This window comes from Hwanghaeella grinnelliae, from assembly GCF_004005845.1.
Classification (GTDB): domain Bacteria; phylum Pseudomonadota; class Alphaproteobacteria; order UBA8366; family Aestuariispiraceae; genus Hwanghaeella; species Hwanghaeella grinnelliae.
In genome coordinates, this window is record NZ_SADE01000002.1 from 556,102 (window position 1) to 570,358 (window position 14,257).

The 14,257-nt window shown below is 61.1% G+C and carries 13 protein-coding genes; 8 read left to right on the forward strand and 5 right to left on the reverse strand.

All coding sequences use genetic code 11. The annotated features are described in order from the left end of the window. Position 1: 1 nt before the first annotated feature. Positions 2 to 712 (reverse strand): ribonuclease PH, encoded by a 711-nt coding sequence (rph, locus tag EOI86_RS13235; protein WP_127765660.1) that lies wholly within the window; start codon positions 710 to 712, stop codon positions 2 to 4. A gap of 221 nt (positions 713 to 933) precedes the next feature. Here rph and hrcA point away from each other — a divergent pair, with 221 nt between their 5' ends. The 4 genes from hrcA to EOI86_RS13255 all read left to right on the forward strand — a co-directional run bounded on the left by hrcA (position 934) and on the right by EOI86_RS13255 (position 4,372). Then, a complete protein-coding gene (gene hrcA, locus EOI86_RS13240) occupies positions 934 to 1,971 on the forward strand; it encodes a heat-inducible transcriptional repressor HrcA (protein WP_127765661.1) in 1,038 nt (345 codons plus the stop codon). A gap of 129 nt (positions 1,972 to 2,100) precedes the next feature. After that, positions 2,101 to 2,730, forward strand: coding sequence for a nucleotide exchange factor GrpE (locus EOI86_RS13245; protein WP_127765662.1), 630 nt, complete (start codon positions 2,101 to 2,103; stop codon positions 2,728 to 2,730). A 51-nt stretch (positions 2,731 to 2,781) separates the two neighbouring features. Beyond that, entirely contained in the window at positions 2,782 to 3,747 is a 966-nt protein-coding gene (gene speB / locus EOI86_RS13250; protein WP_127765663.1) for an agmatinase, read from the forward strand. Positions 3,748 to 3,970: 223 nt separating this feature from the next. Continuing rightward, a complete protein-coding gene (locus tag EOI86_RS13255; protein ID WP_127766396.1) occupies positions 3,971 to 4,372 on the forward strand; it encodes a flagellar basal body rod C-terminal domain-containing protein in 402 nt (133 codons plus the stop codon). Between the two features lie 3 nt (positions 4,373 to 4,375). On the opposite strand, the gene EOI86_RS13260 is transcribed toward EOI86_RS13255, so the two are convergent. The 3 genes from EOI86_RS13260 to EOI86_RS13270 form a co-directional block, all read right to left on the reverse strand. Beyond that, on the reverse strand, positions 4,376 to 4,993 hold the full coding sequence (locus EOI86_RS13260) for an alpha-ketoglutarate-dependent dioxygenase AlkB family protein (RefSeq protein WP_205032195.1): 618 nt from the start codon (positions 4,991 to 4,993) through the stop codon (positions 4,376 to 4,378). Positions 4,994 to 5,120: 127 nt separating this feature from the next. Further along, entirely contained in the window at positions 5,121 to 6,023 is a 903-nt protein-coding gene (locus tag EOI86_RS13265) for a restriction endonuclease (RefSeq protein ID WP_127765665.1), read from the reverse strand. 122 nt (positions 6,024 to 6,145) lie between these two features. Beyond that, positions 6,146 to 7,003, reverse strand: a complete 858-nt coding sequence (locus tag EOI86_RS13270; RefSeq protein WP_127765666.1) for a CE1 family esterase — start codon at positions 7,001 to 7,003, stop codon at positions 6,146 to 6,148. A gap of 367 nt (positions 7,004 to 7,370) precedes the next feature. Here EOI86_RS13270 and dnaK point away from each other — a divergent pair, with 367 nt between their 5' ends. Both dnaK and dnaJ read left to right on the forward strand, forming a co-directional pair. Further along, positions 7,371 to 9,293, forward strand: coding sequence for a molecular chaperone DnaK (gene dnaK / locus EOI86_RS13275; RefSeq protein WP_127765667.1), 1,923 nt, complete (start codon positions 7,371 to 7,373; stop codon positions 9,291 to 9,293). A gap of 81 nt (positions 9,294 to 9,374) precedes the next feature. Next, positions 9,375 to 10,526, forward strand: coding sequence for a molecular chaperone DnaJ (dnaJ, locus tag EOI86_RS13280; protein ID WP_127765668.1), 1,152 nt, complete (start codon positions 9,375 to 9,377; stop codon positions 10,524 to 10,526). A gap of 20 nt (positions 10,527 to 10,546) precedes the next feature. On the opposite strand, the gene EOI86_RS13285 is transcribed toward dnaJ, so the two are convergent. Then, complete coding sequence (locus tag EOI86_RS13285; protein WP_127765669.1) at positions 10,547 to 11,788, reverse strand: glycosyltransferase family protein; 1,242 nt, start codon at positions 11,786 to 11,788, stop codon at positions 10,547 to 10,549. On the opposite strand from EOI86_RS13285, the gene EOI86_RS13290 reads away from it, so the two are divergent. Continuing rightward, a complete protein-coding gene (locus EOI86_RS13290) occupies positions 11,787 to 12,902 on the forward strand; it encodes a hypothetical protein (RefSeq protein ID WP_127765670.1) in 1,116 nt (371 codons plus the stop codon). The two genes, EOI86_RS13285 and EOI86_RS13290, sit on opposite strands and share 2 nt — an antisense overlap. Before the next feature lie 100 nt (positions 12,903 to 13,002). Continuing rightward, on the forward strand, positions 13,003 to 14,238 hold the full coding sequence (locus EOI86_RS13295; protein ID WP_127765671.1) for an SEL1-like repeat protein: 1,236 nt from the start codon (positions 13,003 to 13,005) through the stop codon (positions 14,236 to 14,238). Positions 14,239 to 14,257: the final 19 nt, after the last annotated feature.

Here is a 14,257-nt window from a genome sequence, read left to right on the forward strand (position 1 = left end):
CTTAGAGTCCAAGGGCCTTTTTCTGATGCCCCACCAGTTCCGCGATGCCTTTTTCCGCCAGGTCGAGCAGGGCATTGAACTGCTCCCGGCTGAAGGGCTCGTCTTCCGCCGTGCCCTGGATTTCGACGATGCCGTTCGACCCGGTCAGAACGAAATTCGCGTCCGCCTGGGCCGAGGAGTCCTCATCATAATCCAGATCGAGCACCGCCGCATCGTTCCACAAGCCGCAGGAAACGGCGGCCACGAAATCGGTCAGTGGAATGGTCTCGATCGCACCCATCTTCTGAATATGCTGGAAGGCCATGTGCAGGGCCACGAAACCGCCGGTGATGCTGGCCGTGCGCGTCCCGCCATCGGCCTGCAGCACGTCGCAATCCACCTTGACCTGGCGTTCACCGAAACCCTGCATGTTGGTGACGGCGCGCAGGGACCGGCCGATCAGGCGCTGGATTTCCTGGGTCCGGCCGCTGCCGGCGGCGCGTTTGCGGTCCATCCGGTCATGGGTGGATCTCGGCAGCATGCCGTATTCCGCCGTCACCCAGCCCTTGCCGGAACCCTTCAGGAAGGGCGGCACGCCGTCTTCGACGCTGGCGGTGCACATCACCTTTGTATGCCCGAAATGAATAATGCAGGACCCTTCCGCATAGCGGGAAATGTCGGTTTCGATCTTGATATCGCGCATCTGGTCGAGCGCGCGGCCGCTGGGTCGCATGGATGTTCCTCTCGGTTCGGGAAATTCGCGCGGACGCTACAAGGGCACACGCCCAAGGTCCAGCGCCGATCCCACCCGGTCGCCGATTAGCGCCGATTAGATACCCCGCAGAAAACCCAATGAGAAATAACAGCTTGGTTTTACGCTGTGATGAACGGATTGTACCGATTGACGCCGTGCGGGCGCGTTCCTAGATTCCGACGGTATAGTGAGGTTCGCCCATGCTTGAGGAACTTAACCTAAGATCGCGCGAAATTCTGCGCCTTGTCGTGGAAGGCTATGTCGAAAGCGGCGAGCCCGTGGGCTCCCGCACGCTCAGCCGCAAGATGGAACAAAATATTTCCCCGGCGACGATCCGCAACGTGATGGCGGACCTGGAAGATGCGGGCCTGCTTTATGCGCCGCATACCTCTGCCGGGCGCCTGCCGACGGAAATGGGTTTGCGCCTTTTCGTCGACGGATTGTTGCAGGTGGGCAATCTGTCCAGCGACGAGCGGACGCAGATCGAGTCGCAATGCGAATCCTCCGGCAAATCGGTGACCCAGGTGCTGGAAGAAGCATCAGGCATGATGTCGGGTTTGAGCCGGATGGCGGGGCTGGTCGCCGCGCCGACGGCGAATGACCGCCTGCGTCATATCGAATTCGTTTCGATCGGCCCCAGCCGGGCCCTGGTGGTGATGGTCAGTGAGGGCGGTCTGGTGGAAAACCGGATCGTCGAAATGCCGATCGGCGTGCCGGCCTCGGCCCTGATCGAAGCGGGCAACTATCTGTCTTCCCGCATCGCCGGGCGGACGCTGGACGAAGCGAAACGGTTGGTCGACCAGGAAATCGCCGCCAATCGGGCCGAAGTCGACGAATTGACCGGCAAGGTCGTCGAGCAGGGTCTGGCGACCTGGGCCAATTCGGTGGACGGCAAGGGCGTTTTGATCGTCAGCGGCCAAGCGAACCTGCTGGAAGACGTTTCCGGCCTGGCGGATCTTGAACATATCCGCGCGCTTTTCGCGGCGCTGGAGCGGAAGGAGACCTTGTTGAACCTGTTGGATGCGGCACGGTCCGCCAACGGGGTTCAGGTCTTCATCGGGGCACAGAATGAGTTGTTCACCCTGTCTGGTTGTTCCGTGATCATCGCCCCATATAAAAACAGCGATCAAAAGATCGTCGGGGCGATCGGGGTTGTCGGACCGACCCGGATGAACTACGCACGCATCGTCCCCATGGTCGACTATACCGCGCAAGTGGTAAGCCGGATGATGGGGTAATCGGGTCGAGTACGCCTGGAACGCCCGAAACCCCTTTTTGTATCCCGGTTGAATTGCCTGTTCGGCCAGCCCAATTAGTGCAAGCCGAGTTAGTGACAGCGAATTGATAGAGAAGAGCGGAAGTAACGCATGAGTGCCGATCCCGAAAAAAACGAAGAACTCCCCGAGGACGAAGCCGAACAGCAGGAAGCCGGCCCCGAAGCCGCCGCGGAAGCGGAAGCTGCCGCCGAACCCGGCGAGGCCGACCCGGTAGAAGCGCTTGCCGCGGAAAACGCGGAGCTGAAGGACCGATTGATGCGCGCGCTGGCCGAAGTCGAGAACGTGCGCCGCCGGGCCGACAAGGAACGGCAGGATGCCGCCAAATTCGGCCCCAGCGGCCTGGCCAAGGAATTGCTGGCCGTGGCCGATAATCTGGGCCGCGCCCTGCAGTCGGTAACGGATGAAGACCGCGAGGCGAGCGCTTCGGTCAAGAACCTCGTCGTCGGCGTGGAAATGATCGAAAAGCAGTTCGTCGACGCTTTCGAACGCTTCCATATCAAGCGGATCGACCCGCTGGGCGAAAAGTTCTCCTACGAAAAGCATCAGGCCATCTCCGAAGCGACCGATACCGGCCAGCCCGCCGGGACGATCGTTCAGGTCCTGCAGCCCGGTTATATGATGCATGAGCGTCTGTTGCGCCCGGCCATGGTTGTCGTCGCCAAGGGCGACTCGGATGCCGTGCCGCCGGAAGGCCACGCCTCCATCGATACCACGGCCTGAACGGCAGGTCTTTTGTAGCCGTTGAGGCTTTATGGGTTAGGGGGAGCAGCAATGTCCGAAAACGCCTATGACAAGGGCCGCTTGAACCTGCCCTTCGTCGGTCATTGCACCTTTGGAAAACAACCCGCTTGCCTGGACTGGGACGCAATCGACGCGGATATCGCGATCCTTGGCGCGCCCTTCGACATGGGCACCCAATACCGGGCGGGAGCGCGGTTCGGGCCGCGCGGCATCCGTGAGGCCTCGACCCTGTTCTCCTTCGGTCACGGCGGGGCCTACGATTTCGAGGACGATGTTACCTATCTGCCGGCGGACAAGGTCCGGCTGGTGGATATCGGGGATGCCGACATCATCCATACCGATACCAACCAGAGCCACGACAACATCGAATTCGGCGTCCGCAAAATTCTGGACGCCAAGGCGCTGCCGGTCGTGCTGGGTGGGGACCATTCGGTGCACATTCCCTGTATCCGCGCCTTCGCCGATCAGGAACCGGTCCATATCATCCATGTCGACGCCCATCTGGACTTCGTCGATGAACGCCACGGCGTGCGTTACGGCCACGGCAATCCGCTGCGCCGGGCATCGGAAATGTCCCATGTCACCGGATTCACGCAACTTGGCATTCGAAACGTTTCGTCTTCGAACCGATCGGACTATGACGCCGCCCGTGCCGCGGGATCGGACATTCTATCGGTCCGCGACGTCCGCAAGCTTGGCACGGACGGCGTTTTGGCGCGGATTCCGGAAGGCGTGCGCTATTACCTGACCATCGATATCGACGGTTTCGACCCTTCGATCGCGCCCGGGACCGGCACGCCCAGCCATGGCGGGTTCCTCTACTACGAAGTCTTGGAACTGATGCAGGGTCTGGCCAAGAAGGGCGATATCGTCGGCATGGATTTGGTCGAAGTCGCGCCGGATTACGATATTTCCGGGTCCACCTCCTTCCTGGCGGCACAGTTGCTGATGAACATTTTGGGCTATGTCTTCCACGAAAAAGGTCTCAGCAGCTAAACCGCCGGATCTCGGCCGCTGAACCTGGGCCGCGCGCCCCTACCGATTTACCGAGGGTTCGGGCTTTTCTTGTGGTATAAGTCTGTCTGGAGAGTGCGGGCGCCTTTTCTCCCTCGTTAAGGCTCCCGAACGCTGCGTGGCCGTGAAGTGAGTATCCGTGACAGGTATCACAGCGCTATTTGAAGCGTCGCGCTAGGATGCCTGTCGAGGAGTTGAAGAGACGATGCCCGATCAAGCTTTGAGAACCGCCGTCAGCGGCCTTGCCGCCGCGACCACCCGGGTGAACGCCAGCGCGAACAATATCGCGAATGCGGGCACCGTCGGGCGTGTCGGCGCGGCGGAGGGCGATGCGGACCGGGCCTATCAGGCGCAAACCGTGCAGCAGACCAGCGCGCCCGGCAGTGGCACGCGCGCCGCCATCGTCCCGCGCAATCCCGCGACCCAAACCGTCTTCGCCCCCGACTCCCCCTTGGCGAACGCCCAAGGCCTTGTCGACGCGCCGAATGTGGACCTGGGCGAGGAACTGGTAAACCAGATCACCGCCAAAGCCGCCTTCAAGGCGAACGCCGCGGTTATCCGCAGCGTCGATGAACAGCAGGACGACCTGCTCGATATTCTTTCCTAACTTTCAACCCCGATCCGGCCGCGTCACCCGCCGCATCGTCAGGTTTATGCGTTGCGGGGAGGGCATCAGGGTGGAGGTTTCCGGATAGACCCGGTCGACCCCGTGGAAGAAATCGCGGCTTTTGCCGCCCAGCACCACGACATCGCCGCTTGAAAGGCGGAAACTCGACGTTTTATCGCGGCGGTTCGGCCCGCCCAGGCGGAAAAGGGCCGTCGCCCCCAGCGAGACGGAAACGACGGGCGCGTCCGGCGCGTCCTCATCCTGGTCGCGGTGCAGGCCCATGCGGCTCTTTTCCCCGTGATACCAGTTCACCAGACAGGCTTCGGGCGGCGCATCGTAGCCGCCGACATCGTCCCATAGCGCCAGCAAAGTATCGGGGATCGGGGGCCAGGGCGTGTTCTTGACCGGGTGACGTGCCTGATAGCGATAGCCTCCCTGCTTGTCGGTCATCCAGCCGAGCGCGCCGGCATTCGTCATCTTCACCGACATGGGTTGGCCGGATTTCGGCATGGTCGGCTGATAGAACGGGGCCGCGCGCAGAATGTCGCGCACATCCTGCAGCAGGGATTCCTGCTGGGCGCGCCCGAAATAGCCGGGCAGAAGTTTGAAACCCTCTTTCATCGCCGAAATTGACCGAAGTATCATTTGGGCGGCAAGCAATTTGCCAACTATCCACCAGCCCAAGCAACTATGCTGGAAATCCAATCTGCCGGGACTCGCTGCACACCGTTCTACAAATAATTATTAGCTAATACGTTTGATGTTCCGGGAAATCGTTATCCCACCCGATTAAACCTTGGACTAGAAGTGCTTCCGCTGGATCTAGCCCGTCGAGGCTCTCAATTTTCTCCCAGGTTTCTAAAACTTCGTTTGGATCCACTAATCCAACCTCAAACGCGTTGGTGATTACACCGCCCGCGATCTCGTCTCTAAAACCCGAAATTTGAGAGATCGGCAAAGCCCCAAGAAAGAGCTGACGGTGAACTTTTAATCCGACACGTAAATCAACTCGCACATTCGTACCATACCCATTATCCATATGGGGATTTTCGCCAAATATCCTCAAGTCACCATGATCACCCGGCTCTACCGGCAGTTCACCCAAGTTCCATTTTCGTGCTGCAATATCGAACATTGATCCAAGATTTTCTCCAGCTTTGTTGGAAACGGAGGAAACATATTGGAAGTCATAAGGCAACTTGAAGGGCAATGGAGCCGACATGGACAGGCCGAAACTCATTGCAGCTCCTCGGAAGTCACAGACTGTCTGCATCATTACGGAAGCAGTCCATTTGTGCTCGTCGGTATCAACTGGGCTGTATAGTGAGATTTGGAGACCTTCAGCCCTGGTCTTTGCCGCTTCCGAGAAGCCGACAGGGCAAACAAGAACGCCTTTATGTGCGCCAACGTCTTGAACAAGACCGTTAAATTCTTCCACCCCCTTTACGTCGACAGGTCGCTTGTAGTCCTTGCAGTCAATTACGATTTCAACCTCGTACTGTCCTATTCGGTCTTTGACCAACACATCAATCTGCCGTTTCCGTCCTGAGTGACGTCCTGGAAGTTGTTGATTGTGAAGGACCTCCGCTCCTGGCGCCAACTCGCTTTGAATTTTCGCAACCAGTATCTCCAAATCTTTGTAGTCGGACACAGCATTTGCTCCCGATCGAGTTCGTTGCGTGCAAAGCCTTCAAACCAGCGCTTCGACAAAGCGCACTGGTCGATTGGAACTTCATTGGAAAGCGGAAACACTGACTGATTCGCACCGAAAAATCAGTTCTTTGGCAACCGATTTGCCCAGGCTATCGAGGTGTCAACCCAGTCGGGCGGAATCTTGTGGCCGCCGTCATGCAGGCAAAATTCCATTTCCGTCGCTGCCGCACATTCGGTCCAGAGCCAGCACCGACGGTCCGCCTCCGTTACCATACGGGTCGGTTCGGCGCCGCAACGATTTGCCTGCCTCAGCACGGTGAAACCCTCGAAGGTTCGGCCCTGGTGCCAATGCTCGCCTATTTGCCGCCCGTTCAACGGCATCACTGTATCCGTGGTGCCGTGGACATAGCGCATCCGGTCCGGTCCGGTGTCGCAATGCTCGGGATGAGGACGCCAAAACCCGCCGGAAACCGCAAAATAGGCACTGAATAATTCGCCATGGGTGCAGGCGATATCCCAGACCATGGAACTGCCCAAACTGAACCCGCCGGCCCAGACGCGCGTTTCGTCGACCGGCCAATGGGCCCGGACATCGGCCAGAACGTCTTTTACGAAGGCGATCTCGTCACGGTCTTGTTCCGGCGCATTGCGCACCGACCAGCTTTTGTTCGCGCCATCCAAAGCCACCAGCAGCACACCGTTTTTACGAGTCTCCCCACCGATCCTGGGGCTGTTCACGACATATTTTCCGGTCCGTCCATAACCGTGGAACCAGACCACCACCGGCAAGGGTGTTTTTCCGTCCCAGCCATCCGGTTCCAGAACCTGATAGGTCCCGTTCGCGACCGTACACGGGGTCGCGCAGGCCATGGCATCCCGCGCATTCCAACCGAGAACGGCGAGCAAGCAAAGCAGAGAAAGGGCTGTCAGCCGGGCGGCGAAGGCGCCCTTGATCGGACCGCGTGAGGGGAAATCCATGATGCGGCGACTATACAGAGGACGGGGCCCAGGAAGAATTCCCATTTGCGTGACCAAGGCCCTGAACGCGCCCTGGGCGGGAACGCCGGATCAACCCAATCGGGCACGGTATCCGATTGCGAAACGAAACCGGCATCCGCATGGCGAAATACCGGAATGCGCGTTCCAATGGACGTTGCGGGGGCCGTATTGCCGCGAAAAGCCCGGAAAAACATGCGGAAATAGGTGGTGGAGCGTTGCACATTCGGGGAGCGGTCCCTATATCCAATTCCGAAAATCCCTTAACCCCACACCCTTGAGGGGGCCTCGTGCAAGTGCTGCATCGTCGGGCTGGCGAGGCCTGCTTATGACAGGAGAGTGAAGTAAAATGGCTAAAGTAATCGGTATTGACCTGGGAACCACCAATTCCTGCGTTGCCGTGATGGAAGGTTCCAACGCCCGCGTCATCGAAAATGCCGAAGGCATGCGCACGACGCCCTCGATGGTCGCGTTTGCCGAAGACGGCGAGCGTCTCGTCGGCCACCCGGCCAAGCGCCAAGCGGTGACCAACCCCGAAAACACCCTCTTCGCGATCAAGCGGCTGATCGGCCGCCGGTTCACCGACGCTGAAGTCGAGAAGGACCGCAAGAACGCCCCGTTCGCGATCGTCGAAGGCGATAATGGCGATGCCTGGGTCGAAGCGCGCGGCGAAAAATACGCCCCCGCCCAGATTTCCGCCAATATCCTGCAGAAAATGAAGGAAACGGCCGAGTCCTATCTCGGTGAAACCGTCACCCAGGCGGTCATCACGGTGCCGGCCTATTTCAACGACAGCCAGCGCCAGGCGACCAAGGACGCCGGCAAGATCGCGGGTCTCGAAGTTCTGCGCATCATCAACGAACCGACGGCCGCCGCGCTTGCCTATGGGCTTGAGAAAAAGGGCGCCGGTACGATCGCGGTCTATGACCTCGGCGGCGGTACCTTCGACGTGTCCGTCCTGGAAATCGGCGACGGCGTCTTCGAAGTGAAATCCACCAACGGGGATACGTTCCTGGGCGGTGAGGATTTCGACCAGAAGATCATCGACTATCTCGCGGACGAGTTCAAAAAGGAGCAGGGCATCGACCTGCGCGCTGACCGTCTGGCTTTGCAGCGGCTGAAGGAAGCGGCGGAAAAGGCGAAGATCGAGCTTTCCTCGACGACCCAGACCGACGTCAACCTGCCGTTCATCACGGCCGACCAGTCCGGTCCGAAGCACCTGAACATCAAGCTGTCGCGCTCCAAGCTGGAAGCCCTGGTCGGTGATTTGATCAAGAGCACGCTGGGCCCCTGCAAGGCGGCGATGAAGGATGCCGGCTTGAAGGCGAGCGAGATCGACGAGGTTATCCTGGTCGGCGGCATGACCCGCATGCCCAAGGTGATCGAGACGGTGAAGGAACTCTTCGGCCGTGAACCGCATCGCGGCGTGAACCCGGACGAAGTCGTGGCCATCGGCGCCGCGATCCAGGCCGGCGTGCTGCAGGGCGACGTCAAGGACGTGCTGTTGCTGGACGTCACCCCGCTGTCGCTGGGGATCGAAACGCTGGGTGGCGTATTCACCCGGTTGATCGACCGCAACACGACGATCCCGACCAAGAAGTCCCAGACCTTCTCCACGGCCGAGGACAATCAGTCGGCCGTGACCATCCGGGTCTTCCAGGGTGAGCGTGAAATGGCGGCGGACAACAAGCTGCTGGGTCAATTCGACCTGGTCGGCATTCCCCCGGCGCCGCGCGGCGTGCCGCAGATCGAGGTCACTTTCGACATCGACGCCAACGGCATCGTCAATGTCAGCGCCAAGGACAAGGCGACCGGCAAGGAACAGCAGATCCGCATCCAGGCCTCCGGCGGTCTTTCCGACGACGAAATCGAAAAGATGGTCAGCGAAGCCGAAGCCAACGCGGAAACCGACAAACAGCGCCGCGAACTGGTCGAAGCGAAAAACTCGGCCGACGGCCTCGTCCATCAGACGGAAAGCACGCTGAAGGAACACGGCGACAAGATCGGTGCCGACGACAAGGCAGCCATCGAAACCGCCCTGGCCGACCTGAAGACGGCTCTGGAAGGCGAAGACCTCGCCGATATCCAGGCCAAGACCCAGGCGCTGAGCGAAGCCTCCCTGAAGCTTGGTGAAGCCATGTACAAGGCGTCCCAGGAAGAAGAAGGGGCCGCGCCTGAAGGCGACGCCGCCGCTGCCGATCAAGCCGCCGACGACAATGTCGTCGATGCGGAGTTCGAGGAAGTGGACGACGATAAGAAAGACCAGGCCTAAGGGCCCGTCGAAGGCCCCGACCGACCCGGTCGGGGCCTTTCTCTATCTACCTTTTAATCAAGCCTGTCCGGAAAGAAGACCATGGCGAAACGGGACTATTATGAAGTTCTGGGCGTCGAGAAGGGCGCCGATGCGGGCGCGCTGAAAAGCGCGTATCGCAAGATGGCGATGCAATATCATCCGGACCGCAATCAGGACGATCCGGAAGCGGAAGCCAAGTTCAAGGAAGTCAACGAAGCCTACGAAGTGCTGAAGGATGAGCAGAAACGGGCCGCTTATGACCGTTTCGGCCACCAGGCGTTCGAGCAAGGCGGCGGCTTCGGCGGTGGCGGCGGTGCCGGTGGCGGCGCCGGATTTACCGGCTTTACCGATATTTTCGAGGAAATGTTCGGTGATTTCATGGGCGGTGGCGGCGGCCGCCGGGGCGGCCAGCAGGCCAACCGGGGTGCGGACCTTCGTTACAATCTCGAAATATCCTTGGAAGACGCCTATCACGGCCGCCAGGTTGAGGTGCATGTGCCGACATCGGTCGCGTGCGAAACCTGCGACGGGACGGGTGCCGCGGAAGGGGCATCACCGACCACCTGCGGCATGTGCCACGGCCAGGGCAAAGTACGCGCCCAGCAAGGCTTTTTCACCATCGAGAGGACCTGCCCAACCTGTCACGGCCAGGGCTCGGTAATCGACAATCCGTGCAAGAGCTGTCACGGCGCCGGTCGCCAGACCAAAGAAAAGATGCTCAGCGTCAGCGTGCCGAAAGGCGTCGAGGACGGCACCCGGATCCGTTTGGCCGGTGAGGGTGAGGCAGGCTTACGCGGCGCGCCGGCGGGCGATCTGTATATTTTCATATCCGTCGCCCCGCATCGGATATTCCAGCGCGAAGGCGCGAATGTCTTCTGCCGGGTGCCGATTTCCATGGCGGACGCCGCCTTGGGATCGGAAATCGAGGTCCCCACGATCGACGGCGGCCGCACTAAGGTGAAGGTGCCGTCGGGCACGCAGACGGGCCAGCAGTTCCGCCTGCGCGGCAAGGGCATGTCCATCCTGCGCAGCCAGGGCCGCGGCGATATGTATATCGAAATGGCGGTGGAAACGCCGGTGAACCTGTCCAAAAAGCAGAAAGAGCTTCTGGAGGAATTCCGCAAGGCGGGCGGCGAAGGCAAGCCGACCAACCCGGAAACCGAAGGATTCTTCAGCAAGGTGAAGGAATTCTGGGACGATTTGACCGAATAGCGGGGCCCGAAGAGGAGAGCCTAGCGCCGTTTGACGTCTTCGTCGCGAACCAATTCGAAGAAATCTGTAAACAAACCGGCTTGGGAAAAGTCCGCGAGACGAAATCCCGGCCGGTTTTTCTTTGCCGCCAACGCCCCGCGCCACAGGGCCGCTTGATCCACGAACCACAGATTTTCCCGCTCTTCCGCGAACCGGGCGCGGATATAGGCTGCGGTGAGGGTGGCCATCCACCAGGAATCCGCTGACGGCGCGAACCCGGTCGCGCCGCCCCGTACGATGCCGCCCGGCCCCCCGTCCGGCCGCAGCCAGCATCCGAAATCCCCCGTCTCACCGGGTTTTCCCGTCTTCATGACGTCGAACAGCGGGTCTAACGGCGCGCGGACGATCAAGTCCATATCCAAGACCAGGACCGGGCGCTTGTTCGCCAACAACAGCTTTTCCATCGCCAGAAAGCGCCAACTGGCATAAACGGCGGGCCGGTTGATCCCCGGAAACTCCGCCGTTTCATGTTCTATGCCCAGGAAAAGGGAAGGGCCCGCTGCGGCAAGCGCCGCTGTATCCTCCGGCGCCGCGTCCACCGCCAGAACCGACAGGCTCGCGCCTGGGTTCGTCCGGTTAAGGCTTTCAACGAAATCGGGTCCGAACCGGCGGAGGTAGCCGCCATCCGCGGCAACCAAGATATGCGGTTGATTTTGCTCGTCTTTTTCAAAAACCGGCGGTGTCCCGACCGATTGCGCCAACGCGGCCACCTGTTCGGCTGGGAGCAAATGACCGGTCTGGACAAAGACATTGGTCAGGGTCTGATCCCGTGCGGCGAGAAACCATTCCGGGTCCGCATCAAATCCACGCTTGGCGGCGAGAAAACCGGCCAGCGCCGCGTCTTCATCCCCGCGCAGCATGGCCATGTGACCCGCGGCGTAGTGCAGGGTCGCCTGTTCCCTCGATCCCTCGCCGAACCCGGACAGGGCGGTCTTCAGCCGATCCAGACCCTGGTCGCTGCCGTTCACCGCACAAATCCAGGCCGCGCGCCACAACACGGCCGCCGCGTCCCGCCGCCGGGTCCAACGATCCGACAGAAGGGCCGCAACGGCATCGCCCGCGCCCATCACCGCGGCACACAGCAACAGGCCGGCGGCGGCGCCGGGATCGTCGGTGGCGGTCAGTTGTGTTTGAAACCGCTCCGCCGCCTGTTTCAGGTCGCCGCGGAACAGATCATTCCAGCCCTCGCGCAGGTCCGGAGACTCCTCTAGACTGGCGGTCATGCGCCCTGATGCTCCCTCATCCTTTTCGCCGGAAGACGCGACGCCCCGCCAAACCTATTGGCCGACGGATCACGGCTATGACTGGCAGCTGGGGTTGCTGCGCTTCCTGCTATCTTCCGACGCATACAAGGACATCGCAACGTTTCTGGGCGGCGAGGAAGCGCTGACGCTGTCAAAGCCCGACATGCACGGCCTGCATCACCGCGCCATCGGCTTCCTGCAAAGGTCCATGGACGGCCGCCTGCGCCGCCGTTTCGTCGGCGCCATCAAGGAATACGCGGAAACCGTCATCGGCCCGAATTCGGCCCGCCCTATCCCGGCGGAAGCGGAGCGTCCTATTCGGGAAGTCGACGAACAGGGCTATACGGCGCTGCCCGCCATACCCACCGACTGGGCGGACGATATCCGGGAACACGCCGCCGGCACGGTCATGCACAATTGGGCGGCGGATGTGGAAGGGCCCCCGGAAAGCTTGCGGGCGAACCACAATCTGGCGCTTTGTTCCAGGCCGCCCTTGCTGACCCTGCCGCATATCCGGGAGATCGCGACCGATCCGGTGGTCGGCGCGGCGGTGGAACAGCATCTGGGCGCGCCGCCGATCCTGCTCAGCATCGGGCTGTGGTGTTCTTTCGCGGGCAAACAGGCGAAGGATGCCCAGTTCTTTCATTTCGACCTGGACGATTACCGCTTCTGCAAACTGTTCATCTATCTGACCGACGTGGATGAGGATGGCGGGCCGCATGTCTATCTGCCCCGGACTCACGACCCGGACTACATCGCCGCCTGCCGCCCGGAACCCGGGCCGGCGCGGGACGAATTCGACTGGTGGTACTTCCACGACCTGCGGAAGCAGGATGCCGACGCTACCCGCCACCTGAAGCAGGACCCGGTGAATCTCACCGGACCGAAGGGATCGCGCCTGCTGGTGAACACCGAAGGCATCCACAAAGGGCTGCCGCCCCAGAACCAGGACCGATGGCTGCTGCAATTGTTGTTCGGCGTTTCGCACTTCACGCAATGGGGCGGCCAATTCGACGCCCCCGTGCTCGCCGCCGCCAACCCGGCGGAGGCCTATCTGCTGAACGGCCTGTTTCCGACGCATAGCCCCCAGTAGATGATGTCCCAGTAGATGACGATCCGGTAGATGACGACCCAGCCGATTGCCGAGTGTCGCCTTGCCCGATACCGTCGTGCAGCCCTTTGTGGAGTCTGATGTGAACCGGATTGGCGTTCTTACCCTGCTGTTCCTGCTAAGCGCCTGTGTCACCGCGCAGGATGCCCCGCCCGTCGCGGCAGTGGAGAAGGCCCCCTGTCCCGAAACGCCCGGCGAAGCCTGGCGCCTGCATCTGCAGGCGGTAATCGATCCCAGCCTTGGGGATGCGAGCCATTTCCGGGACTGCGCGGCCCGAACCGGGCATGTCGACGCGATGACATCGCTGGGCACGCAACTGACCCAATGGCCTCGCAAGCCAGGCGATTTCGAGCGCGGCATGCGGTTCCTACAAAACGCCGCCATCGCCGGGGATCCAACCGCGCAGCGCATGCTGGCCCTCAAATACGGGACGGGCGCGTATGGGAATGCCCAGACCCAGCGGAACGCCTATCTGGCGCTGTTCTGGAAAGGTGTCGTCACCCGGGACCGCGCCGGGCAGGATGCACCGCCAAAGATCAGCGCCATGCTGGGACGGTACCGGGAGCTTCTAAGCGAGCGGTCGCGCGAAGGGTTGGTGCGGGAAATCGCAGCTTGGCGGCCCGGCAGGCCCGAACCGCAGCATTATACCTTCGATATCCTGATGACGAATGTGGTCGCGGGTTCCGGCCGAAACACCGTTTGGTCGGAAAGGGGTATGGCGGATGCCGTGCTGGATTACGGCCTGGCCGAAGGCCTGCCTGATGCCGGCCTGCTGGCCCTGTTCCGGGGCCAGGCCGGTGACGTCGACCGGGTGCCGCAAGACGTGCTGGACAGTTTGGTCGCAAACGGCAGCTTCCTGGCGTTGACGTTGAAATTGCGGAACGTGACTGCGCAAGAGGGCCGGGAAGAGGAAGAACTCGTCCTGATCGTCCAACTGTTGAGCCGTTTGGGCTTGGACCTGCGCTATCTTCAGCCCCAACATGACCAGCTGCTGTCCCAATTTTCCGAAACCGGCGATATCGTCCCATTGATGAACGCGATTGCCGCCGGATCACAGCCCGAACGGCAAATCCTGGCGACCATCGCGGCGATGAACGCCTGCAGTGCGGAAACCACTGGAGTGTGCGACCGTATCCTCACCAGGGTGAAACCGTTGATAAGCCCGGTCGCTTTGAGCTTCCTGGACTTCATTCGAGCTATGGAAAACTGCACCGCCCCGTCGGAAAAGCTGCGTTGCCTGCTCGACAATGGCGGGATGACAGCGTTGCGCGACATTATCGTCAACGACACTATCGACCTCGGCGGGCGGAGCGTCTGACCCCGCCGTCACGCCAAAC